This window comes from Paraburkholderia strydomiana, from assembly GCF_031456815.1.
Classification (GTDB): Bacteria; Pseudomonadota; Gammaproteobacteria; order Burkholderiales; family Burkholderiaceae; genus Paraburkholderia; species Paraburkholderia caledonica.
Genome location: NZ_JAVDVL010000004.1, coordinates 97,634 through 120,003 on the forward strand (window position 1 = coordinate 97,634; position 22,370 = coordinate 120,003).

Below are 22,370 nucleotides of genomic sequence, written 5' to 3' on the forward strand. Positions count from 1 at the left end.
CGCGGCGGGCAGTGTCGGGTAATTAGCATCACAAACTATTCAGCGAGGACATGATGGACTGGCTACATCACATATTCCAGAAATCACCTGAGATCGCGCTGTTTTTGTCGCTCGCGGCTGGCTACTTCATTGGCCAGATCAACTTCGGCAAGTTCCAGCTGGGCGGCGTCGGCGGATCGCTGCTGGCGGCGGTGGTGATCAGTCAGGCAGGCGTGACGATCGACAACGGCGTGAAGTCGGTGATGTTCGCCGTATTCATCTACGCGGTCGGCTACGACTCCGGTCCGGGTTTCTTCAATTCGCTGAACCGCAAGACGCTGCGCGAAATTGCGATGGCAGTTTTCCTCGCGGTCACGGCGCTGATCACTGTGGTGGTCTGCGCAAAGCTGTTCCACCTGAACAAGGGGCTCGCCGCCGGGCTCGCTGGCGGCGCGCTGACGCAGTCGGCGATCATCGGCACTGCGGGCGACGCGATCGCGCGCCTCGGGCTGCCGGCCGACGAGGTGCAATCGCTGCAATCCGACGTTGCGATCGCCTATGCGGTGACGTACGTGTTCGGCTCGCTCGGCGCGATCATCGTATGCGTGAATATCTTGCCGAAGTTCACGGGGCAGAGTCTGCGCGATGCCTCCATCGAAGCAGAACGCGAGCTCACCGCGGGCGCGCCGGCTCGCGGGCCGGGACAACTTCTGGCGTTGCCGGAACTGGTAGGGCGCGCGTACCGGATCGACGTCAGCGCGGGCAAGACGGTGAAGCAGGTCGAGACGCTGCATCGCGACATGCTGACAATCGAGCGCGTCAAGCGAGGCGGCCATACGCTCGACCCTACGCCCGACCTGGTATTGGATCACGACGATGTCGTGCTCGTCGTGGGCCGTCGCGAAGCCGTCGTCGAGTTCGGCTCGAACGGCAGCGAAGTTGCAGACATTGGCGATGTCGGCGTCGTCATGCAAACGCGCGAAGGCGTGTTCACCCGCAAAGGCATGAACCACACGACGATTGCGGCCGCGCGGGAAATGGTGGATCGCGACATGCGCCATGGCGTCTATCTGCAAGGCGTGACGCGCGCCGGGCAGCCGCTGCCGCTGCTGCCGGAGACCCATCTGGAACATGGCGACGTGCTGACGTTTTATGGCTCGCCGAAAGACACCAAGCGCGCCGTGGAAGCCGCGGGTTACGAACTGCCGTACAGCAACAAGACCGATTTCATCTACATGGGCGTCGGTCTCGTACTCGGCTTGCTGATCGGGCTCATCGTTATCAACGTGGGTGGAATTCCGCTCACGCTCGGTTCAGGCGGCGGCTGTCTGCTCGCCGGCCTGCTGTTCGGCTGGATGCGCGGCAAGCATCCCATGTACGGCGTGATGCCCACGGCAGCCTCGCAACTGCTGAAGGACTTCGGGCTCGCGGCCTTCGTCGCCGTGGTCGGTCTGAATTCCGGCCTGCAGGCCGTGGTCACGGTCAAGCAAAGCGGCATGACGATCTTCCTGCTCGGCGTGTTCGTCACGCTGTTCCCGCTTCTGCTCACGATGCTGTTCGGCCGCTACGTGCTTCGCTACAACAACGCGGCCATTCTGGCAGGTGCGCTGTCGGGCTCACGTAGTGCGAATCCGGCTTTTGGCGGCGTGCTGGACAAGGCGGAAAGCGCGGTGCCGACCGTGCCGTTCGCCATTACCTATGCAATCGCGAACGTCGCGTTGACGTTGCTCGGCCCGCTCGTGGTGGGACTCGTGTAGCAAACGCGTTGTATCGATCTCTTCGCGCCGGCCGCGGCATCGCGCTAATCAATGCCCGGCGGCGTCTTTCATCTGGCTCAGGAGAACACATCATGGCAAAAGAGAAGGACGACAAGAAACATGGCGACATGGCACAGCCGGGTCTTGCCGCGCTCAGCCCGTTCGAGCTGAAGGACGAACTCATCAAGGCTGCGGGCGGGGGCGCAGTCGAGCGGCCAGCCAATGCGTCGATGCTGAACGCCGGTCGGGGCAACCCGAATTTTCTCGCAACGATACCGCGCCACGGCTTCTGGCAGCTCGGGCTCTTCGCCATGCGCGAGTCGGAGCGCTCGTTCGCTTATATGCCTGAAGGCGTCGGCGGATTTCCGCGGCGCGAAGGCCTCGAAGAGCGCTTTGACCTGTTCCTGCGCGAAAACAAAGGCGTCGCGGGGATCGACTTCTTGCGCGGCGCGGTATCGTACGTGCGCGATCAGCTGGGGCTTTCCGCCGGCGACTTCCTTTATGAAATGTGCGAGGGGATTCTCGGATCGAACTATCCGGTGCCCGACCGGATGCTCAAGCTATCCGAAGTTATCGTCGGACAATATCTGCGCCGGGAGATGATCGGCCGGCATCCGTTCGTCGGCGAATTCGACGTGTTCGCGGTGGAGGGCGGCACGGCGGCCATGACGTACATCTTCAACACGATGCGCGAGAATCACCTGATCAAGCCGGGGGACACCATCGCGCTCGGCATGCCGATCTTCACACCGTACATCGAGATTCCGCGGCTGAACGACTACCAGTTGAATGTGGTGAATCTGAACGCCGGTGTTGAGAATGGCTGGCAGTACACCAAAGAAGAACTCGACAAGCTGCGCGATCCGAAAGTGAAGGCCTTCTTTCTCGTGAATCCGAGCAATCCGCCTTCGGTGAAAATGGACGACGAGAGCCTGCAGTACATTGCCGACATCGTCAAGGAACGGCCCGATCTGATTCTGCTCACCGACGACGTGTACGGAACATTCGCCGACGATTTCGTGTCGCTGTTCGCGCTTGCGCCGAAGAACACGATTCTCGTGTACTCGTACTCCAAATATTTCGGTGCGACCGGCTGGCGTCTCGGAACCATTGCGACGCATCGCGACAACGTGCTCGACAGGCTGATTTCGGAACTGCCGAAAGACGTGAAGAAGCAGTTGCACGAACGTTATGAGTCGATCACCACAGAGCCTGAAAAGCTTAAATTCATCGACCGTCTGGTGGCCGACAGCCGCACCGTCGCGCTGAATCACACGGCGGGGCTGTCGACGCCGCAGCAGGTGCAGATGGTGTTGTTCTCGCTGTTCTCGCTGATGGATACGCCCGACGCATACAAGAACGCGCTGAAGCGCCTGATCCGCAAGCGCAAGCAGGCGCTTTATGAGGAGGTCGGCATTGCATTCGACGACAGCGACCCGAACCAGGTCGACTACTACACGATTCTCGACGCCGAGTACCTTGGCGAACGGATGTTCGGGCGCGAGTTCGTCGATTGGCAGTTGAAGAGCACGCAGCCTACCGAATTGCTGTTCCGGCTCGCGCGCGAGGCTCGGGTGGTGCTGTTGCCGGGGCTCGGCTTCGGCACGCAGCATGCGTCGGGGCGTGTGTCGCTGGCCAACCTCAACGAGTCGGACTACCGGCAGATCGGACGCGCGGTGCGGCGGCTGATCGAAGAATACGTCGAGCGTTTCAATGCGGAAACCGGCAAGAAGCTCGATAAGACCAAGGTGAAGTGAGGTTTTGCCGCGGTGCGGCCAGGCGCGTCGCCTACGCGCGTTTGCGGCGCCCGCCGGTAAAGCACGGTCAAAAAACTTGCGCAATTGCTCGGATCGGTGAATGATCGGACGACGGCCTCGCCAGTGTCATAGCTGGCGAGGCCGTTGGCTCCTGTGCATTCCATCTTTGCGCTTTCCTTCAAGTACCGATCATGCCGACTTCATCATCTAACGTTGCGTCTACTGCTGTGCCGTGTCCGGTTGTCGAATCGCTCGACGCCATTCTTCCCGAAGAGCCGTTACTGATGATGGGCGCCGGCCCCGTACCGATTCCCGCAGCGGTCGCCAAGGCCAATACGATCGTCATCAACCATTTGGGCGCAACCATGGTGAAGGTGATCGGTCAGGTGAAGACGATGGCGCGCTACGTGTTCCAGACCAATTCGAAATGGGTGCTGGGCGTGGCGGGACCCGGTTCGGCCGCGATGGAAATGGCAATCTCGAATCTCGCGTGGGAAGGTACGCGCGTGCTGAGCATCAAAAACGGCTTTTTCAGCGGGCGCATGGCGGAGATGGGCCGCCGCGTCGGCGCGCGAGTGACGGAACTGGAAGTGGCCGACCGCACGGTGGCGAGTCTCGACGAGATCGCCGAGGCAATCCGCCGTGAGCGACCGGAGATCGTCACGGTGGTGCAGGGCGAGACTTCGAATACGGTCTGGAATTGCCAGCTGAAGGACATCGCCGCATTGGCGAAGGCGGCAGGCGCGCTGGTGATCGTCGACGCGGTGTGCACATTGAGCACCATGCCGCTCGCCATGGACGCGTGGGGTATCGACGCGGTGATCACGGGCGGGCAGAAGGGCTTGTCGTCTATTCCGGGAGTCTCGCTGATTGCGTTTTCCGATGCAGCCTGGGAGCGCGTGAAAGGACGTACCGCGCCGAATGCGCACTGGTGTCTCGACGCGTCGCTCGCCGAGAACTTCTGGCATAACGCGGGATATCACTACACGGCGCCCGTGTCGGGCGTGCTGGCTTTACATGAGGCACTGCGGCTCGTGTGCGCGGAGACGCTTGAAAAGCGTTTTGCGCGGCACCTCAAGTGTTCGGTGGCGTTGCAGGAAGGCGTGACCGCGCTCGGCTTGCAGCTATATGCGCCGGTCGCTTGCCGGCTGAATTCGGTGGTGGGCATCGAAGTGCCCGCGGGGCTGAGTCCAGGTGACGTATGCGCGCATATTTCGCGGCAGCATCAGGTCGAAATTTCGGGGTCGTTCGGATTGCCGATTGTCCGGATCGGGCAAATGGGCGAGCAATGCCGCGAGCACAATCTGTTTCGCACTCTGCACGCGCTGGGCCGGACGATGGTCGATCTCGGGGTGAAGGTCGATTTGCCCGCCGGGGTCGCGGCGTTGGAGCGGGGATTGTCGGAAGGGAAGTAGAGGGCTGGGAACCACTCCGCTAATGCGACACGCTCGAAAGTCCGCCTGCCGGAGGTAGTCTTGACGGCGGACCACTGTCGGTCAAACTGAACGCCGACATGGAACTCGGACAGTGGAACGTCTTCAGCACATCGCTCGTCAGTGGATTGGCAACGCTGCCCGCCCGCACAATGTTGAATATCGCTTTGCGCCCGCCGAAGTTGAACGCCACGCGCGTACCTCCGGATGTAGCTGTTCCCAGCACCAACGATGATCTTCGATGGTCGTCCGGTCGCCCGTATGGGCGACGAAGTCTTCTGCCCGCGGCATCCGGAAATTAGACCGAACCTAATTGTTGCGGGTGATGAGTCGATGATGGACGACAGCCTTCCTGTTGCTCATCATGGACATCGTGCGACATGTGGTTGCCGATTGATTTCCAGCCTGTCGCAACGATGATCGCTTTAGCCGCTCGACAAACGCAACTTGGGGCGACTCGAGGCCGAGCGTTCCCACGAGTACCAGCTGAACGTACGACTACCTGCTCACCAAGGCCAGGCGTTCCACGGCGCTGGTCCTGATTACACCGCTGCCTGCCCGGAGCCACGGAACTCAAGTGTGAGTTGGTGCGTTGAGCCGAAAAGCCCTCAAAGCGCCGCAGGCATCTTCCCAACCTTCACATCCCGAAGATAAAGAAAACTGGAAAGCCCCACAGCCGCTGCAGCGGCAATTGCTGCAAACAGAAACACTGACCCATATCCAAACTCGCCGGCAATATACCCCGCCAACGGCCCCGTAATTCCCAGCGACAGATCCAGAAACACCGAGTAGGCCGACAACGCCGCACCTCGGCTCGCGGGCGGTACGAGTCCGACTGCCTCGACGCCGAGCGCCGGAAATACCAACGCAAACCCGAATCCGGTCAACGCCGCCCCTACGAGCGCAATATGCGGCTCAGGCGCAAGCCACAGCATCAGCAAGCCGACACATTCAAACGAAAACGAAACAATCGCGACCCGGAAACCTCCGTAGGTCTTGATCGTGTTGGCGAACAGCAGCCGCGCGCCGATGAACAGCGTGCCGAACACCGTCAGCGACAACGCCGCGTTCGGCCACTGCTTCGCCGCATAGAACAATGTGATGAACGTCGCAATCGATCCAAAACCGGCCGAGCCGAGCGCGAGGCCGATGCCGTGCGGCAGGACGCGCGTGAACACGCTTCGGTACGACATCCGTTCGCCGTGCACGATTGGCACGGATGCCATCGGCCGCGCGAGGTAGAAGCCGAGCGCCGCCAGCAGAATCACTAGAATGCCGAGCGCCGCAAATCCGACCGTCCGCTCGATCGCAACGCCGAGCGGCGCGCCGACCGCCAGTGCGCCATACGTGGCGATGCCGTTCCACGAGATCACTCGCGCGTTGTTGCTCGTGCCCACTCGGCCGATCCCCCACAGAATGGCGCCGGTGCCGCACAGACTCTCGCCGAATCCGAGCACGAGCCGGCTGCACACGAGCAGGCCAAGGCTCAGCACGGGCCAGCGTCCGCACAAAACCGCCAGCAGCAAAAGAACGCCGCTCGCGCCGCATCCGAGCAAGCCGATCGTCACCGTGCGCTTTGGTCCCAACGTGTCTGCCGAACGTCCTGCCAGCGGCCGCGACGCCAGAGTCGCCAGATACTGCACGCTGATCGCCGCGCCCGCGAGCACCGCGCTGTAGCCGAGGTCGTCATGCACGTAGCCTGGCAGCACCGCCAGCGGAATGCCGATCGTCAGATAGCAAAGAAACGTGAAAAAGACGACCGGAATGATCTGCATGGTCGTGGCGAATTCGCTGCGGGGTGTCGCTGTGTCGGTGGACATGGGGAAAACCAGACTTGAAAACGGCGGGAAGGCGTGATTTTCCCATGGAACCGATTCTCTTGCAGCGTTTGCTTAATAATTGGTCAGACGTAAGCCGGTGCGAAGCCCAGATAGTGGGGCGTCGGACGCTCAATTTGCCCTCGGCGAAGGGCGAAATGCTCACCGCGCGCCCTTACAAAATGGCTGAAATCAAGCGTTGCACCAACAAACATCTAAAACCAGCCAACCCAATATAAGCCCATAGCGCGCCAATTCCATCTCGATATCGCATTGCGCATATGTCCCGCATGCGACCCGGGCTATGGGTTGTATTTATTGACGGTGATAGTTTTCGAACCATCCCTGCTGGACAAAGAACATTCGAGAGCGATAAGACATGACTGAGCCAATCCGCTTTTACCATCGCAACGCGATCCGCGAATTCAAGGACGCGCCTGTCACCCGCACGGTCCTGCAGTATCTGCGTGAAGATGCGCACTGCACCGGCACCAAGGAAGGCTGCGCCGAAGGCGATTGCGGCGCGTGCACGGTCGTGGTCGGCGAGCGCAACGAAAAGGGCGGCGTCGACTTCAAGGCGGTCAATGCCTGCATCCAGTTCATGCCGACGCTCGACGGCAAGGCGCTCTTCACCGTCGAAGATCTGCGTCAGCCCGACGGCTCGCTGCATCCGGTACAGCAGGCGATGGTCGAATGCCACGGCTCGCAGTGCGGTTTCTGCACGCCGGGCTTCGTCATGTCGATGTGGTCGCTCTACGAAAAGCACGGCCACGAGCATGGCTGCGCAAACAGGACGGTGCCCTCGCGGGAAGCAATCAGCAACGCGCTCACAGGCAATCTGTGCCGCTGCACCGGCTATCGTCCGATCGTGGATGCGGCCGTGCGCATGTTCGAAGTCCCCGCGCCCAAGGCACCGGTGAATGTGGAGGCGCTCGCAGGCGCGCTCGCGACGCTGCAACGCGACGACACGTTCCATTACGAGCACGCCGGCCAGCGCTTCGACGCGCCGCGCACGGTCGAAGCGCTCGCACAGATCAAGCAGGCCGAGCCGGCCGCGCGCATTCTCGCGGGCAGCACCGACATTGGCCTGTGGGTCACCAAGCAGATGCGCGAACTCGGCAATGTCGTGTACGTTGGACAGATCGCCGAATTGCAGAAGCTCGAAACGCGTGCCGACTGGATCGAAATTGGCGCGGGCGTGACGGTAGAAAACGCCTACGCGGAGATCGCAAAGCAGTATCCCGAGCTTACGGAAATGTGGCTACGCTTCGCTTCGCTACCCATTCGCAACGCGGGCACACTCGGCGGCAACATCGCGAACGGCTCGCCGATCGGTGATTCGATGCCCGGTCTCATCGCGCTCGGCGCGCGCGTGATTGTCCGAGGTGGCGACGTCGAACGCGAAATGCCGCTCGAAGACCTGTACGTCGCGTACCAGAAGAAGAATATGGCCGAGCACGAGTTCGTCGTCGGCCTCAAAGTGCCGACTCGCACGGGCACGCGTGCAAAGCTGCAATTTCGCACCTATAAGCTGTCGAAGCGCTTCGACTCGGACATCTCCGCTGTGTGTGCCGCATTCTCGTTTATCGCGGACGGCGAGTTGATTCGCGAGCCGCGCATCGCGTTCGGCGGCATGGCAGCGACGCCGAAGCGCGCAACGCACGCAGAAGCCGTGCTGCGCGACGCCGAATGGCATGAATCCACCGCGCAAGCCGCGATGCTCGCGCTCGGCAATGACTACGCACCGCTTTCCGATATGCGCGCGACCAGCAATTACCGTCTCGAAGCTGCAAAGAACACGCTGTATCGCTTCTGGCTCGAAACGCGCCCCAACAATCCGTTGCCGAAAAGCTCGCTCGATGTGCGCGCGGTGGTTGCGGCGTGCTCGACTGCGGACGCCGGTGTCGCCGGCAATGTCGTGGCAAATGCCTGAAGCGCACGAAGAATACGGAGAACACAACAATGAATCAGCATGCTGAACCCTTCCTGAAGGACACTCAGGCGCTCGACGACTTCACGCAGGTTCATGTGTCGCGCCCGCATGAATCGGCGCATCTGCACGTGAGCGGCCGCGCGACTTATACCGACGACATCCCGACGGTCGCAGGCACGCTGCACGCCGCGCTCGGGCTGTCGAGCAAAGCACACGCGAAAATCGTGTCGGTGTCGCTCGACAAGGTGCGCGCGACGCCCGGTGTGGTCGCTATCTTTACCGCGGACGATATTCCCGGCGCCAACGACGTCGCGCCGATCGTCCACGGCGACGATCCGATTCTCGCCGAAGGCATCGTTCAGTACGTCGGTCAGCCGGTGTTCATCGTGGTCGCGACGTCGCACGAAACCGCGCGGCTCGCCGCGCGCCGCGCGGAGATCGTCTATGAGGAATTGCCTGCCATCCTGACCGCGCAGCAGGCGCGTGCCGCCAATCAGCACGTGCTGCCGCCGATGAAACTCGCGCGCGGCGAGGCCGGCACGAAGATCGCACGCGCGTCGCATCGTGAGGCTGGCGAAATGCTGCTCGGCGGCCAGGAGCAGTTCTATCTGGAAGGGCAGATTTCGTATGCCGTGCCGAAGGACGACGACGGCATGCACGTCTATTGCTCAACGCAGCATCCGACTGAAATGCAGCATCTTGTCGCTCACGCGTTGGGCATTGCGTCCCATAACGTGCTGATCGAATGTCGCCGAATGGGTGGCGGCTTCGGCGGCAAGGAATCGCAGTCGGGTCTCTTCGCGTGCTGCGCAGCGCTCGCCGCGTGGAAGCTGCTGTGCCCCGTCAAGCTTCGCCCGGATCGCGACGACGACATGATGGTGACGGGCAAGCGGCACGACTTCCACTACACGTATGAAGTCGGCTACGACGACAAGGGCGTGATCGAAGGCGTGGCCGTCGACATGACCTCGCGCTGCGGTTTTTCGGCCGACCTGTCCGGCCCGGTGATGACGCGCGCGCTGTGCCACTTCGACAACGCGTACTGGCTGTCCGATGTGACCATCGACGGCTTTTGCGGCAAGACCAACACGCAATCGAACACCGCGTTTCGCGGCTTCGGCGGTCCGCAAGGTGCGTTTGCGATCGAATACATCATGGACAACGTGGCGCGCTCGATCGGCGAGGATTCGCTCGACGTGCGCCGCCGCAATCTGTATGGCAAGACCGAGCGTAATCAGACGCCGTATGGCCAGATCGTCGAAGACAACGTGATTCACGAACTGATCGACGAACTGGAAGCGACTAGCGAATATCGCGCGCGCCGCGCAGCGATCAACGAATTCAACGCCAACAACGAGGTGCTGAAAAAAGGCCTCGCACTGACGCCGGTCAAGTTCGGCATTGCGTTCAACGTCACGCACTTCAATCAGGCCGGCGCGCTGGTGCATATCTACACCGACGGTTCGGTGCTCGTGAATCACGGCGGCACCGAAATGGGCCAGGGCTTGAACACGAAAGTCGCACAGGTCGTCGCACATGAACTGGGCGTCGGCTTCAACCGGATTCGCGTGACGGCAACGGATACCAGCAAGGTCGCGAATACCTCGGCGACGGCGGCTTCGACGGGTTCGGATGTGAACGGCAAGGCTGCACAGGACGCGGCGCGCCAGCTACGCGAACGGCTCGCCGCGTTTGCCGCCGAGCGTTTTGGTGCCGGCGAGGTGAATGCTTCCGACGTGCGCTTCGCGCATGACCGCGTGATTGTCGGCGAGGCAGTGGTGCCGTTCGAAGAAGTCGTCGCAAAGGCTTATCTCGCGCGAATCCAGCTGTGGTCCGATGGTTTTTACGCGACACCGAAGCTCTACTGGGATCAGGCGAAGCTGCAAGGCCGGCCGTTCTATTACTACTCGTATGGCGCGGCCGTGTCCGAAGTGGTGATCGACACGCTGACCGGCGAAATGCGCGTGCTGCGCGCGGACGCGCTGCATGACGTAGGCGCGTCGCTGAATCCGGCGCTCGACATCGGCCAGGTGGAAGGCGCGTTCATTCAGGGCATGGGCTGGCTCACCACCGAGGAGTTGTGGTGGAACGCCGGCGGCAAGCTCATGACGCACGCGCCGTCCACGTACAAGATTCCGACTGTCAACGATACGCCGCCGGTTTTCAACGTGCGTCTGTTCAAGAACCGCAATGCAGAGGACAGCATTCACCGCTCGAAAGCGACTGGTGAGCCGCCGCTGCTGTTGCCGTTCTCGGTATTCTTTGCGATTCGCGACGCGGTGTCGGCAGTCGGCGGTCATCGGGTGAATCCGCCGCTCAATGCACCTGCCACGAGCGAGGAAATCCTCAGGGCGATCGGCGCGGTGCGGGCTGCCGCGTCGGCCGCAAGGTGATTGAAGATGAACGCGATCAACCACTGTTCTTCGATTCGCATCGGCCGGCGCAGCGAGGTCGACGAGTCCCGTCCCGCGCCCATGCACATCGTGCTGTTCGGCGCGGGCCATGTGGGTCATGCGCTCATTCAATTGCTCGGCAACCTGCCGTGCGTGGTTCAGTGGGTGGACGAGCGCGATGAACTGTTCCCCGACGAAACGCCCGCGAATGTGCAGATCGAAGCCACCGACACGCCAGACGCGATCGTCGATACGGCACCGCCCGGCGCCTGGTTTCTGGTGATGACGCATAACCATGCGCTCGATTTCTCGCTCGCTGAACGCATCATGCGGCGACGCGATTTCAGCTACTTCGGCATGATCGGTTCGAAGACAAAACGCGTGAAGTTCGAGCGGCGCCTGCTCGCGCGTGGCGTGGAACTTGAACGGTTGCAGCAGATGACATGTCCGATCGGCGTGCCAGGTATCGTCGACAAGGCGCCGGCCATGATCGCGGTGGCGGTATGCGCGGAGTTGCTGCAGGTTCGCGGGCGGCGAGCCGCGGTTCAGCCCGCAACGGCAAACGGAACGCAAGCGGCGCTTCAACCTGTGGCGGCAAACGTCTGAAATGGATTGGCTGCGTTTAGCGCCGTTAGTACCATTAGCCGAAGCGACCTGATCGATTAAGTCATCCGCACGACAACATCAGCCGCCGATCACTCGTTAACCGTCTCAATCGCATGGACGCCTCATCGCTCCATTAGCGCGTTCGCCTCGCCCTCAGGTGGACCCTTACCGCGGCTGCTTCGCGCGCCGAACCTTCTGCGCGACCAGCCCGTCCGACACCTGTGACATCAATGCGCGCAGCCAGCCGAGATCGCTCGGGCGATCCGGCTGCGGATGCCACATCTGATAGCACTTGATACGCGGAAAGGGGATGGGCGCCTCGACAACCGCGAGCGGCAGAATGCTCGCGTAGTGCGTCGCGAAGCGCCGCGTCGTCGTGAAGATCAGATCGGATTGCAGCAGCGTCTGCGGTACGAGGCCGAAGTACGGCAGCGTGGCGACGATGCGCCGCTCGGCGCGCGCTCTCGCAAATCCGATGTCGATGGCGCCACCGCGCGCGCCGCTATAAGGAGTCGGTGCAAGATGCGGCGCCGCGAGATACGCGTCGCGCGTGAGCGGCGCGCGCGCCAACGGATGATCCGCCCGCATCAGACACACAACTGTGTCCGAAAACAGGTCGCTGCGCTCGAAACGCGGATCGGGCTTCGGCCAGTTGCCGATTACCAGGTCGAGTTCGCCCGCATCGAGCGAGGCAGTGTGGTCGAGCATCGGGCTCAGCGAATCGATTTCGAGCCGGGCGTGCGGCGCCGCCTCGCGGAACTGCGCGATCACGGTCGGCATGAAGAAGTCGTTCAGATAATCCGGCGCGGCTACCCGAAAGGTGCGGCGCGAACGGCCGGGGTCGAAGTCGCCGTGCGGCGTGGCCACGAAATCGACCTCACGCAACACCCGTTGCGCGGATGCAAGCAGCGACTCGCCATATTCGGTCGGCACCATGCCCGACTTGCCGCGTACGAGGATGGGGTCGTTCAGCGTCTCTCGAAGCTTACGCAGCGCAGTGCTGATTGCGGGCTGCGTCTGGTTCAGGCGCAGCGCGGTTTGCGTGACGCTGCGCTCGACCAGCAACGTGCGCAGCACACGCACGAGCCAGATATCGAGGGAGGCGGCGGTGTCGTCCATGGAAAAGAGGGAGGCGAAGTCGAGCGGGCGTCACAAGAATCCGCACGAGAGGCGATCAGCACGCGGTCTATGCGTGGCGCAAAGGTTATAACCTTAGGCCCGATTGCACTGCGGCCGCCATAGCGGGCGCGGTATGTCCGGCATCAGCAGCGCCCGGTCCACACGCGCGCCCCACGCACTCCACTGCATCGAACCGAACGCTCAGATGTTGGGCAAACCCGACGGCAGCGCACTGATCCGCTTCACTTCGCTCGATTCCAGCCAGTTGGGCGTGCGTGCGCAGTACAACACCATCGGCAACGCATCTTCGCCCCAGAACAACTGGTCGTTCAGCCGGAAGGTCGGCACGCCGTACACGCCGAGGCCGATGGCGTCGGCGGTATTGCGCTGCAACTGCGCCTTCACTTCTTCGCTCTTGATGAGTTCGGGGCCGTCCGGTATGCCCACCCGTTCGCACAATTCGGCGAATGCCGCGTCGCTCGACGGATCGCGGCCTTCACGCCAGATGAAGCGGAAGATTTCGCGCACACAGACCACGTCGGCCTGAGCGGCAGTGGCGAGCAGCAGCGGCTTCATGGAGTCGAAAGGATGAGCCGGCGGCATCTTGTACGGTATGCCGAGTTGCTCCGCGCGAAAGAGCGCGTGCCGGTACAGGAAGGTGCGTTTGGCCGGCACGCTGTAAGCCGGCCGTTGCCCCCAGTGACGATACAGGTCGTTCAGCACCACTGGCGTGAATGCGAAGTCGAAGCCCGGCCATTTGTCGTGTTGTTCGAGCAGCAGATACGTGAACGGCGAGACGAAATCGTAAAACCACAGGGGCTGCGCGGCGTCGATGCCAACGGTCATATGTGTCTCCCGGATTGCCTGTCCGACAGATCGGCGGTTGCGTCTGCCAGATCGTCGGAATTGTAATGATCTTACGCGGTGCGGCGGCGGCTTGCACCGTCAATCTGGTTTGCGGCGCTCGTCGGCGCGTGTCTCGCCGATCTCTGCGGCTTCGTCCGGCGCGCCAGGCGCGGCGGCCGCGTCGCCGGCTTCGGTCACCGCGTCGAAGTCCTGGCCGGCGCCTTCGTCCGGCTCTTCCTCGGACATCTCGCGCTGCGCTTCGCGGCTTTGCATGAGCCTTGCCCGCACGAAACCGATGTGCTCGCGCAGCACATAGAACTGATCGGCATAGGCGAGCGGCATCTTCAGACCATTCACCGAGTCTTCGATCGCGTCGAGCCGTCGCAGAAGCGACGCGCGCTCGGCCGGCGAATGGTCGCTAAGCGCGCTGCGCTCGATAGCGATCAGTGCGCCATACCAGCGATAGATGCGTGACTTCACCCGCCATGCATACAGCGACGGCACGAGCCGCAGCGCCGGGATCAGCAGCACCACGAGCGGCACGACCACCACGAGCAGCCGGTCGGCAAGGCTCGCGAGCCAGAACGGCAACAGACGGTAAAGGAAGCCCTTGCCCGACTTGTAGTAGCGCGCGGCGTCGTCGCTAATCGTGAAGTCATGGGCCAGCGGGGCAGGGAATTCACCCGCGCGCTGCATGATGTTGGCCCTGCCGTGCACTTCGCGCGCGGCTTCGATCAGCAGGTCCGACAGCGCCGGGTGCAGCGAGTCGCGCGCCACCAGTTCGGCGGTCGGCGCGACCATATGGATCGGCGCGGACGGCAGGTTCTTACCGAGATCGAACGCGCCCATCGGCAATTCGAGTTGCGTCAGGTACGGAAAGCGGCGGGTGTATGCGTCGGCCTGCGTGAAATCGTAGAACTGCACGTTTGGCGTGCGGTAAAGCTTGCCCATGACCGCGGGTTGCGCGGAATCGCCGGCGAGGAAAGCCGCGTCGACCTTTCCGGAGATGAGGGCCTGCGCCGCGTCTTCGCCGGATAGCGGCAGCAGTTTGGTCGCGCCGCCCGGCTCGATGCCGTTGGCCTTCAGGAGCGCGAGCGCCAGTTCCCGGGTGCCGCTGCCTTCGGCGCCGACTGCGAGCCGCTGGCCCTTGAATTCGGAAAGCCGCGCGACCGTCGGCCCGTGATAGAAGATCGCGAGCGGCACATACGACACGCTGCCGAGCGACATCAGGCCGTTGCTTGCTGCGCCGGGCGCGACGCCATCCTGCACGAAGCCCACGTCGACGTTCGAGTTCGGGTCTGACAGCCGTTTGAGATTTTGCAGCGAGCCTTCCGACGGCAGAACATTCAACGTGATGCGGTTGCGCGCGAGAATCTCCTTGTACTTTTGAGCCGCCGTCCAGAAGCTGCTGCCTTGCGGACCGGCGCTAATGGTGAGCGTGCTGGGCGGCGCGGGCTGGATCAGACGCACCGCGAGCCAGATCGCGACGACAGCGATCAGCACGATCGGCCCGAACGACACGGCCAGATCGCGCCACGAGATCGCGACGAAACGGGCAACGAGGTGGGTAGGGTGTTTGCGGCCGGTGGCTGGCTTCATCGGATGACAGGACGGCTACGGTCCGGAGTGAACTGGATGGGGCGCTGCGCGTGGCGCCGATGGTACCTGAGATTGCTGCGGCGGCGGAATGGACGACTAGGCAGGGCGCGGAGAAACCCGTAACAAAAAGTGACTACCGGGTAGCGGCCAAGCGGCGAGCGCGGGGCGAGGAGCGCGCAATGAAGGCTCGGTGACCGGCGAGAGCTTCGCCGGCAAGCAGAGCGCAGGCGGCCATTAAAAAGCGCCGCGGCGACAAGTGCTTCAGCAGGTTAAGCACATATAAGAAGCACGTGAACAGCATATGAACGCCTGCAAACATCCGTATTTAACTCAGCCCCCTCGCATCGAGCACAACTAAACCCTTTGCGCTTCTGGCGCGGCTAGATTAAATTGTGCATCGCTGCCGCGAACACACGTTTCGCGCGGCGCGACCCGGCACGACACACAAGAACCGGGCGCGTCTGCGAATATCGCGGCTTGCCGGTCTGCGGACCGCATCGCATGAGCGTCTTCGCCATCGCGTGCGGCACATGGCAGCCGGCCTCCCTTCGCCTCTCGCATCTCGTGTCGCAGCCACAGCCGGCTATTGCCTCGCCGCGCGCCTCGTCGCGCCTCGGGCATGGCCGCAGGTAGTCGTAACGAAGCCGCTTATTCAAGCGGTCCAATGTGAAGCTAAGGAGAGAAGCAATATGAAATCGGTCGGTTTTCTGAAGACGCTGGGCTCGGTGGTGGCAATGGTGGTGGCATGCAACGTCTATGCTCAGGCAAGCGATGCAACGGCAACGGGCACGACAGCCGCTCCCGCCGCCACCGCGAAGGCGAGCAAGAAGGCCAATAGCCAGCTGGGTCGCAAGGTGCGCGCCGCACTCGCCAAGACGCAAGGCATCGACGTGTCCAACATCGCGGTGCGCGCCCGCGGCGGCGCCGTGACGCTCACGGGCTCGGTGCCCGATCAAGGTCAGATCGACGCGGCCGGCGAGGCAGCGAAGGGTGTTGCCGGCGTGACGTCGGTGTCGAACAAGCTGAACGTGATGCAGCAGTAAGTGCGGCGAGCGGGCGCATCGGTAAGCCCGCTGTGACGGCGCACTGATCAGGCGGCTAGCGGCGCGGCAATCAGCGCGCCTCACAGGGCGCGGCTTGTGAGGTGGCGGTGCCGCGTCGGGCGTTTTCCGACGCAACGCACCACTTCGATGTGCACGAACGAAAAAGCTCCGGCAGCCATGCCGGAGCTTTTTTGTTTTGTGCGAATTCGTTGAAGAAACGGCAGCGGCAAAAGGGTGACGACAAAGCGGCAACGACGGTTTCATCAGACGCTGCACTGCAAGCCACGCGCCGTCGCCCAATGTGTGGGATGACACATTGGCGACGCCGCGCCAAGCGTACCGTATGCATGAAGAACCGGAGTCAACGCCATGCAAACTACGCTCCTGCGCTATACCGATCTGCCCATCACCGACCGGGCCGCATTCGAACTGGTGTGCGCGCGGCACGGCTTTGCGCCCTCGCATTTCGACGTCAGCATTTGCGCCGATCCCGCCGATGCTGCTCACGAGCGCCTCGTCACCGTGCGACGTGGCGGCTGGGCTCAATCGTATTACGACCGCCAGGGTCAATGGGTCAGACAGTTCGAGGCCGATCTGACCTGCCGCTTTTTCAGGTGACGGCGACGGCGGGAGCCCGGCATCGGGGTTGCGTCATCAGTCTGAGACAAGGCGAAAATCAGACCGGCCTGACGCCAGCATCTCGCGGCTTCACGCCAGCACCAGACGCACGCCTACCAGCGTGAGCGTCGCCGCGAGCAGATTGCGCAGCAGCGCATCCGGCGCGCGCGCGGAGAGCATGCTGCCCACCGCGATGCCAGGCAGCGACCCCACGAGCAGCGACAGCAGCATCGACCAGTCGACCGAACCGAGCAGCCAATGGCCCGCGCCTGCCAGCAGCGTAAGCGGTACCGCATGCGCAATGTCGGAGCCGACGATGCGGGTTGTCGGCAGCATCGGATAAAGCAGCAGCAAAACGGTCACGCCGATTGCGCCCGCGCCCACCGAAGTCAGCGATACGAGCACACCGAGCACCGCGCCCGTCAGCATGGTGAGTCCGAGCGTGCGTCCCTGGCTGGGCGTGCGTTGACGGTGCGCGCCCAGCGCCGCGAGTTGCGGGCGGAACACGAGCGCGACTGCCGTCACCAGAAGCGCGATCCCAAGCACGATCTGGATCAGTCGGCTCGCGCCCGGCGTGTCCATCCCGTAGCGGTGCAACAGCACCAGCGTGACCGTCGCGGCCGGCACGCTACCGGCGGCGAGTCGCAGCGTCACCTGCCAGTCCACGGAGCCTTTCAGGCCGTGCACCAGCGTTCCGGTCGCCTTGGTGGCAGCCGCGTACAAAAGGTCAGTGCCGACTGCGGTCGCCGGGTGTACGTTGAACAGGAGGACCAGGATCGGCGTCATCAGCGAGCCGCCGCCAACGCCCGTCAGCCCGACCAAAAAGCCGACGAACAGGCCGGAGGCGGAGTACAGCAAATCGATATGGGGAAGAGCCATTGATGAGACCGCTGGCGGTCGGTGGATTGACCGTGGATTGACAGTTAGGGCACGGGCGGCGCGCGTGTTCCCCACCGCCGACGCAGGTCGGCAGATCGGGCATCAGGCAACGCTCGGCGCAGCGAAAGCCGCTATTGTCGCAAAACTGACGCGCGAGCGTACGAACGGCGCGGAACGCGCGCGCCGGGGCCGTCCGCGCGAGGCTTAACGCGCTGCTCAGCGCTCACAGCGCGCGACGAATTTCGACGACGCCGAAGGCCGCGAGCATGATCCCGACGAGCCGGTCGATCGCGAGCCGCAATTTGCTGCCGATAGCGTGCCGCGCGAGCGAGACCACCGTCACCAGAAAGCACCACCACGCGATCGAGCCGCAGAAAACGCCGCCGACCGTCGTAAGCGCAATCGTCGACGAAAACGCGCCGCGCGGCGCCAGCGTCGTGAACAACGCGGCGAACATGATGACCGTCTGCGGGTTGGTCAGCGTGAGCAGCAAGGAACTCGCGTAAGCGCGCAGCGCCCCCGCACGGCCCACTTGCGCGAGCTTGCCGTTCCCGTTCGCTTCGCCGTTGGCCGCGTCGACCGGGGGCTTTTGCAGCAGCGTGCGCACGCCGAGGTACAGCAAAAACAATCCGGCAAGCAGATGCAACGGCCGGTCATATGCCAGCATGAACTGCGAAATGCCGACGAGTCCGAGCGCCGCGATCAGACCATAGAACGCGTCGCCGCTCGCAATGCCCAGGCCGATCGCGAGTCCGGCGCGCGGGCCGCCCGTCAGCGTGCGGCGGATGCAAAGCATACCCATGGGCCCGACCGGCGCGGCAATCGCAAGGCCGACGCCGGCAGCGGTAATGAAGAGGCTGGTCATGGACATGGCTATTTCCGTGAAGTGGTCATGGTCGGTTGCGATAAGTCACCGGGCGGGCCGCATGCATCGCGAAACATTTAGATAATGCGTCGGCATCCGCGAGCATCGCTCAGCATAGCGAGCGCGCAAGCCGCGAGCAAGCGGCCAGCGGTCCAAGAGCAGAGCCGGCGCACAAGCGCTGCGCATGAATCGACCGTGGATACCCTGGCATCAGGTCGGGCACCGCTTTACTCGGGCATAATTTTCCCCACTCTAACTTTGGAGCCGTCCCGCATGTGGCAGATCGATCAGGTGACGTTGCGCTTGTTCATTGCCGTTTGCGAGGAAGGCACGATCGCGCGCGCCGCGGAACGCGAGTTCATCGCGCCGTCTGCGGTCAGCAAGCGGCTCGCCGATCTCGAGGCGCTCGTCGACGTCGCGCTGCTTTCGCGCAGTCAGCGCGGTGTGCGCGCCACTGCCGCCGGCGAGGCATTGTTGCGGCATGCACGGCTCATCATGCGCAGCCATGAACGCATGCAGGCCGAGCTGAGCCAATATGCAGCCGGCGCGCGCGGCCATGTTCGCGTGCTGGCGAACGTGTCGTCGATGGTCGAGTTTTTGCCCGAGGCGTTGTCCGAATTTCTAAAGGCGAACCCGCAGATACGCGTGGATGTCGAAGAGCGCGTGAGCACGGAAATCGTTCGGGGCCTCGAAGAAGGCGTGGCCGATCTCGGCATCTGCCGCGACGTAGTGCCGATGGGAAGTCTCGACGCGCTGCCGTATCGAGCCGATCACCTCGCGCTAATCGTGCCGCGTGGCCATCCACTTGCCGGCGAGGCGGCCATCGGCTTCGAGCAGACGCTTGCGTTCGATCACCTCGGGCTCTCGTCGAATGCGTCGGTCAATGCGCTGATGCAGCGGATCGCGGCTGAGAAAGGACGCGAACTCAACTATCGCACCTACGTGTCGACCTTCGACGCCGCCTATCGTTTTATCCAGGCCGGCCTCGCGGTAGCCATTCTGCCGGGCGAGGCGCTGCCCCGTCATGCCGCCGACGAATACGGGATCGTCGCCGTGCCGTTGCGCGAAGCGTGGGCCGAGCGGCGCTTCGTGATCTGCGTGCGCGACCGCAACGCGTTGACGCTCGCCGCGTCGCATCTGCTGGAGCATTTGCTGCGCACGGTTTGAGGCATGCGCAGAGGTAGCGTCCCGGCTTCCGGTCCGCTGCGGAACCAGGCGGCTTAACCGCTCATCAATATGCGATTCAAGCGACGCGCATGGTCGCGCAGGTCCGCGCTTCGCATCCTCTGAAAAGCCCTTAAGGGTTTCCCCTTTGCGACGGCGCATGCCCGTCCCGCTTGAGTCGCCGGCCATCGTCAACGGCGATGGAGTGCTTCGTCAACGCAGACTTTGCGACGCGGCATCGCGCAGGCACGCTGTGATCCGTGCTTCATTTCCCCGCATTTTCCGCAGGATTCAAAACATGAGTGATATCAGGGAGCGCGTCGTCGTGACCGAGGTCGGCATGCGCGACGGTCTGCAAAGCATCGCCCAAACGATGCCCACCGAATCCAAACGCCGCTGGATCGACGCCGCCTATGCCGCCGGCGTGCGGCACATGGAAGTGGCTTCCTTTGTGCCGGCGAAACTGCTGCCGCAAATGGCCGACGCCGATGAGGTCATTGCACACGCGCTGGGTTATGGCGATCTGATCGTGACCGCACTCGTGCCGAACCTGAAAGGCGCGCAACGTGCGCTCGAAGCGGGCGTGCATCGGATCGTCGCACCGATCTCGGTGAGCGCCGCGCACAGCCTCGCGAACGTGCGCAAGACGCCGGCCGAAATGATCGACGTGTTCGCGGCAATGCGCGAGGCGATCGACAGCGCGCCGGGTGCAGGCACGCGGCGTGTGGAGCTCATTGCCGGTTTGTCGACTGTATTCGGCTGCACGCTGCAAGGCGCGGTGCCCTATGAAGACATCGCCGCGATTGCAGGCGACGCGGTGCGCGCAGGCGCCGATGTGATCGCACTCGGCGATACGACCGGCGAAGCGACGCCGCGCCAGGTCGGCGAAATTATCGAAATCGTGCGCGGCGTGGCGGGCGACAAACTGCGCTCGCTGCATCTGCACGACACGCGCGGCCTTGCGCTCGCCAACACGTTGGTCGGACTGCAACACGGCATTCGCGAATTCGACGCGTCGCTCGCCGGGCTTGGCGGTTGCCCGCACGCGCCTGGCGCGACCGGCAACGTCAACACCGAAGATCTCGTCTTCATGCTCGAAAGCATGGGCTATGAAACCGGCATTGACCTCACGCGTCTGATCGCGTCGCGTGCAGTGCTCGCCGATGCATTGCCCGGCGAGCCGCTTTACGGTTATCTCGCGCGTGCCGGCTTGCCCACGCAGTTCGCCGCTTCGAGACAGATCGAATCTTTACCCTCTTCGTGCTCACAGGTGCTGCAATGAACGCCCATTCCGCTACCGCCAGTTCCGCCACTGAAGCGCCGCAGCAGAGCGCATTGCCGCTTGCCGGCATTCGCGTGATCGAGTTGTCGCATATGGTGATGGGCCCGACCTGCGGGATGATTCTCGGCGACCTCGGCGCAGAAGTCGTCAAGGTCGAGCCGCCGCGCGGCGACGGCACGCGCCGCTTGCTCGGCACCGGCGCCGGTTTTTTCCGCACCTTTAATCGCAACAAGAAGAGCGTCGCGCTCGATCTGGATAGCGAAGCGGGATTGGCTGCACTTCACAAGCTTGTCGATACTGCCGACGTGTTCGTCGAAAACTTCAAGCCGGGCCGCATGGCGACGCTCGGTCTCGGCTATGCGTCGCTGCGCGAGCGCAACCCGAAGCTGATCTACGTATCGCATAAGGGCTTTCTCAATGGCCCGTATGAACACCGCCTCGCGCTCGACGAAGTCGTGCAGATGATGGCGGGCCTCGCGTATATGACCGGTCCGGTGGGCCGCCCGCTGCGCGCGGGCAGTTCGGTCAACGACATCATGGGCGGCATGTTCGGCGCGATCGGCGTGCTCGCGGCACTGCACGAACGGCATGCGAGCGGGCGCGGCAAGGAAGTGCAAAGCGCGCTCTTCGAAAACTGTGTGCTGCTGTCCGCGCAGCACATGCAGCAGTACGCCGCGACCGGTGTGCCGCCGGCGCCGATGCCGGAGCGCATCAGTGCATGGGCCGTCTACGACGTCTTCGCGCTCGCGAACAACGAGCAGATGTTCATTGCCGCGACCGGCGACGGCCAATGGCGCGCATTGTGCGCGATTCTCGGCCGCGGCGATCTGCTCGCCGACCCGCGCCTCGCAACCAACAACGACCGCGTGCTCGCGCGCTCATGGCTGCTGCAAACGTTGGGCGACACCTTGAGCCGTTTCGAAGGCGCGGCGCTCGTGCCGCTGTTCGAGCGCGACCACATTCCGTTCGCGTCGATTGCGAAGCCCGAAGAACTGTTCGACGACCCGCACCTGAAAGAAAGCGGCGGCCTTGCTCGCCTCACGCTAGACGACGGCAGCGAAACCGCCATGCCGTTGCTGCCTATTTCGATCGACGGCGCGCGTTTGCAGCCGCGTCAGCCCATCGCGAAGATCGGCGAGCACACGGTGGCGGTATTGCGCGAGCTCGGTTATGACGAGGCGCAAATCGCGCTGTTGAACAACGACTCGAATCGGGCGCCACGCGAGGCTGCGTGATCCGCAGCGCGCACAGTCAATCAAGCTTATCCGGCGCAGACCGGC

Annotated in this window: 18 protein-coding genes and 1 pseudogene; 12 read left to right on the top strand and 7 right to left on the bottom strand. The window is 63.2% G+C overall.

The window, feature by feature from the left end; translation table 11 throughout:
• The first annotated feature begins 53 nt into the window (after window positions 1-53).
• From aspT to J2W46_RS13040, 3 genes are all read left to right on the top strand, one after another.
• Window positions 54-1,736 carry an aspartate-alanine antiporter gene (aspT, locus tag J2W46_RS13030; protein ID WP_310354690.1) on the top strand — a complete coding sequence of 561 codons (1,683 nt, stop codon included), beginning with the start codon at window positions 54-56 and terminating at the stop codon, window positions 1,734-1,736.
• 92 nt (window positions 1,737-1,828) lie between these two features.
• Window positions 1,829-3,493, top strand: coding sequence for a bifunctional aspartate transaminase/aspartate 4-decarboxylase (locus J2W46_RS13035; RefSeq protein ID WP_020069754.1), 1,665 nt, complete (start codon window positions 1,829-1,831; stop codon window positions 3,491-3,493).
• 191 nt (window positions 3,494-3,684) lie between these two features.
• Entirely contained in the window at window positions 3,685-4,908 is a 1,224-nt protein-coding gene (locus J2W46_RS13040; protein WP_310354252.1) for a pyridoxal-phosphate-dependent aminotransferase family protein, read from the top strand.
• 19 nt (window positions 4,909-4,927) lie between these two features.
• Here the strand turns inward: J2W46_RS13040 and J2W46_RS34350 are convergent.
• Window positions 4,928-5,152 (bottom strand): annotated as a pseudogene (locus tag J2W46_RS34350) (hypothetical protein); the annotation flags it as partial.
• 5 nt (window positions 5,153-5,157) lie between these two features.
• Here J2W46_RS34350 and J2W46_RS13045 point away from each other — a divergent pair.
• Complete coding sequence (locus J2W46_RS13045; RefSeq protein WP_131317737.1) at window positions 5,158-5,346, top strand: PAAR domain-containing protein; 189 nt, start codon at window positions 5,158-5,160, stop codon at window positions 5,344-5,346.
• Window positions 5,347-5,534: 188 nt separating this feature from the next.
• Here J2W46_RS13045 and J2W46_RS13050 read toward each other — a convergent pair whose 3' ends face one another.
• Window positions 5,535-6,746, bottom strand: coding sequence for an MFS transporter (locus tag J2W46_RS13050; protein ID WP_310354254.1), 1,212 nt, complete (start codon window positions 6,744-6,746; stop codon window positions 5,535-5,537).
• Between the two features lie 376 nt (window positions 6,747-7,122).
• On the opposite strand from J2W46_RS13050, the gene xdhA reads away from it, so the two are divergent.
• Genes xdhA through xdhC form a run of 3 tightly spaced genes read left to right on the top strand, consistent with a single transcriptional unit; the run spans window position 7,123 to window position 11,675 of the window.
• Entirely contained in the window at window positions 7,123-8,676 is a 1,554-nt protein-coding gene (gene xdhA, locus J2W46_RS13055) for a xanthine dehydrogenase small subunit (protein ID WP_310354256.1), read from the top strand.
• Window positions 8,677-8,705: 29 nt separating this feature from the next.
• Entirely contained in the window at window positions 8,706-11,069 is a 2,364-nt protein-coding gene (gene xdhB / locus J2W46_RS13060; RefSeq protein ID WP_310354258.1) for a xanthine dehydrogenase molybdopterin binding subunit, read from the top strand.
• Window positions 11,070-11,075: 6 nt separating this feature from the next.
• Window positions 11,076-11,675 (top strand): xanthine dehydrogenase accessory protein XdhC, encoded by a 600-nt coding sequence (xdhC, locus tag J2W46_RS13065; RefSeq protein ID WP_310354260.1) that lies wholly within the window; start codon window positions 11,076-11,078, stop codon window positions 11,673-11,675.
• Window positions 11,676-11,840: 165 nt separating this feature from the next.
• Here the strand turns inward: xdhC and J2W46_RS13070 are convergent, their stop codons facing one another.
• From J2W46_RS13070 to J2W46_RS13080, 3 genes are all read right to left on the bottom strand, one after another.
• Window positions 11,841-12,794, bottom strand: coding sequence for a LysR substrate-binding domain-containing protein (locus J2W46_RS13070; RefSeq protein WP_087751526.1), 954 nt, complete (start codon window positions 12,792-12,794; stop codon window positions 11,841-11,843).
• A gap of 201 nt (window positions 12,795-12,995) precedes the next feature.
• Window positions 12,996-13,640, bottom strand: a complete 645-nt coding sequence (locus J2W46_RS13075; RefSeq protein WP_020069762.1) for a 2-hydroxychromene-2-carboxylate isomerase — start codon at window positions 13,638-13,640, stop codon at window positions 12,996-12,998.
• Between the two features lie 99 nt (window positions 13,641-13,739).
• On the bottom strand, window positions 13,740-15,239 hold the full coding sequence (locus J2W46_RS13080; RefSeq protein WP_310354261.1) for a TAXI family TRAP transporter solute-binding subunit: 1,500 nt from the start codon (window positions 15,237-15,239) through the stop codon (window positions 13,740-13,742).
• 689 nt (window positions 15,240-15,928) lie between these two features.
• Here J2W46_RS13080 and J2W46_RS13085 point away from each other — a divergent pair.
• Together J2W46_RS13085 and J2W46_RS13090 are read left to right on the top strand one after the other, a co-directional pair.
• Window positions 15,929-16,282 (top strand): BON domain-containing protein, encoded by a 354-nt coding sequence (locus J2W46_RS13085; protein ID WP_020069765.1) that lies wholly within the window; start codon window positions 15,929-15,931, stop codon window positions 16,280-16,282.
• Window positions 16,283-16,651: 369 nt separating this feature from the next.
• Window positions 16,652-16,900 carry a hypothetical protein gene (locus J2W46_RS13090; protein WP_020069766.1) on the top strand — a complete coding sequence of 83 codons (249 nt, stop codon included), beginning with the start codon at window positions 16,652-16,654 and terminating at the stop codon, window positions 16,898-16,900.
• 90 nt (window positions 16,901-16,990) lie between these two features.
• Here J2W46_RS13090 and J2W46_RS13095 read toward each other — a convergent pair whose 3' ends face one another.
• Window positions 16,991-17,779, bottom strand: a complete 789-nt coding sequence (locus tag J2W46_RS13095) for a sulfite exporter TauE/SafE family protein (protein ID WP_087751523.1) — start codon at window positions 17,777-17,779, stop codon at window positions 16,991-16,993.
• 223 nt (window positions 17,780-18,002) lie between these two features.
• Window positions 18,003-18,650 carry a LysE family translocator gene (locus tag J2W46_RS13100; RefSeq protein ID WP_088173058.1) on the bottom strand — a complete coding sequence of 216 codons (648 nt, stop codon included), beginning with the start codon at window positions 18,648-18,650 and terminating at the stop codon, window positions 18,003-18,005.
• Window positions 18,651-18,917: 267 nt separating this feature from the next.
• On the opposite strand from J2W46_RS13100, the gene J2W46_RS13105 reads away from it, so the two are divergent.
• The 3 genes from J2W46_RS13105 to J2W46_RS13115 all read left to right on the top strand — a co-directional run bounded on the left by J2W46_RS13105 (window position 18,918) and on the right by J2W46_RS13115 (window position 22,325).
• On the top strand, window positions 18,918-19,811 hold the full coding sequence (locus tag J2W46_RS13105) for a LysR substrate-binding domain-containing protein (protein WP_204520303.1): 894 nt from the start codon (window positions 18,918-18,920) through the stop codon (window positions 19,809-19,811).
• Between the two features lie 295 nt (window positions 19,812-20,106).
• Window positions 20,107-21,090: a hydroxymethylglutaryl-CoA lyase gene (locus J2W46_RS13110; RefSeq protein ID WP_131317726.1), complete on the top strand. Its 984-nt coding sequence runs from the start codon at window positions 20,107-20,109 to the stop codon at window positions 21,088-21,090.
• Window positions 21,087-22,325: a CaiB/BaiF CoA transferase family protein gene (locus J2W46_RS13115; protein WP_310354265.1), complete on the top strand. Its 1,239-nt coding sequence runs from the start codon at window positions 21,087-21,089 to the stop codon at window positions 22,323-22,325. Before J2W46_RS13110 ends, J2W46_RS13115 begins: the two co-directional genes overlap by 4 nt.
• Window positions 22,326-22,370 lie beyond the last annotated feature (45 nt).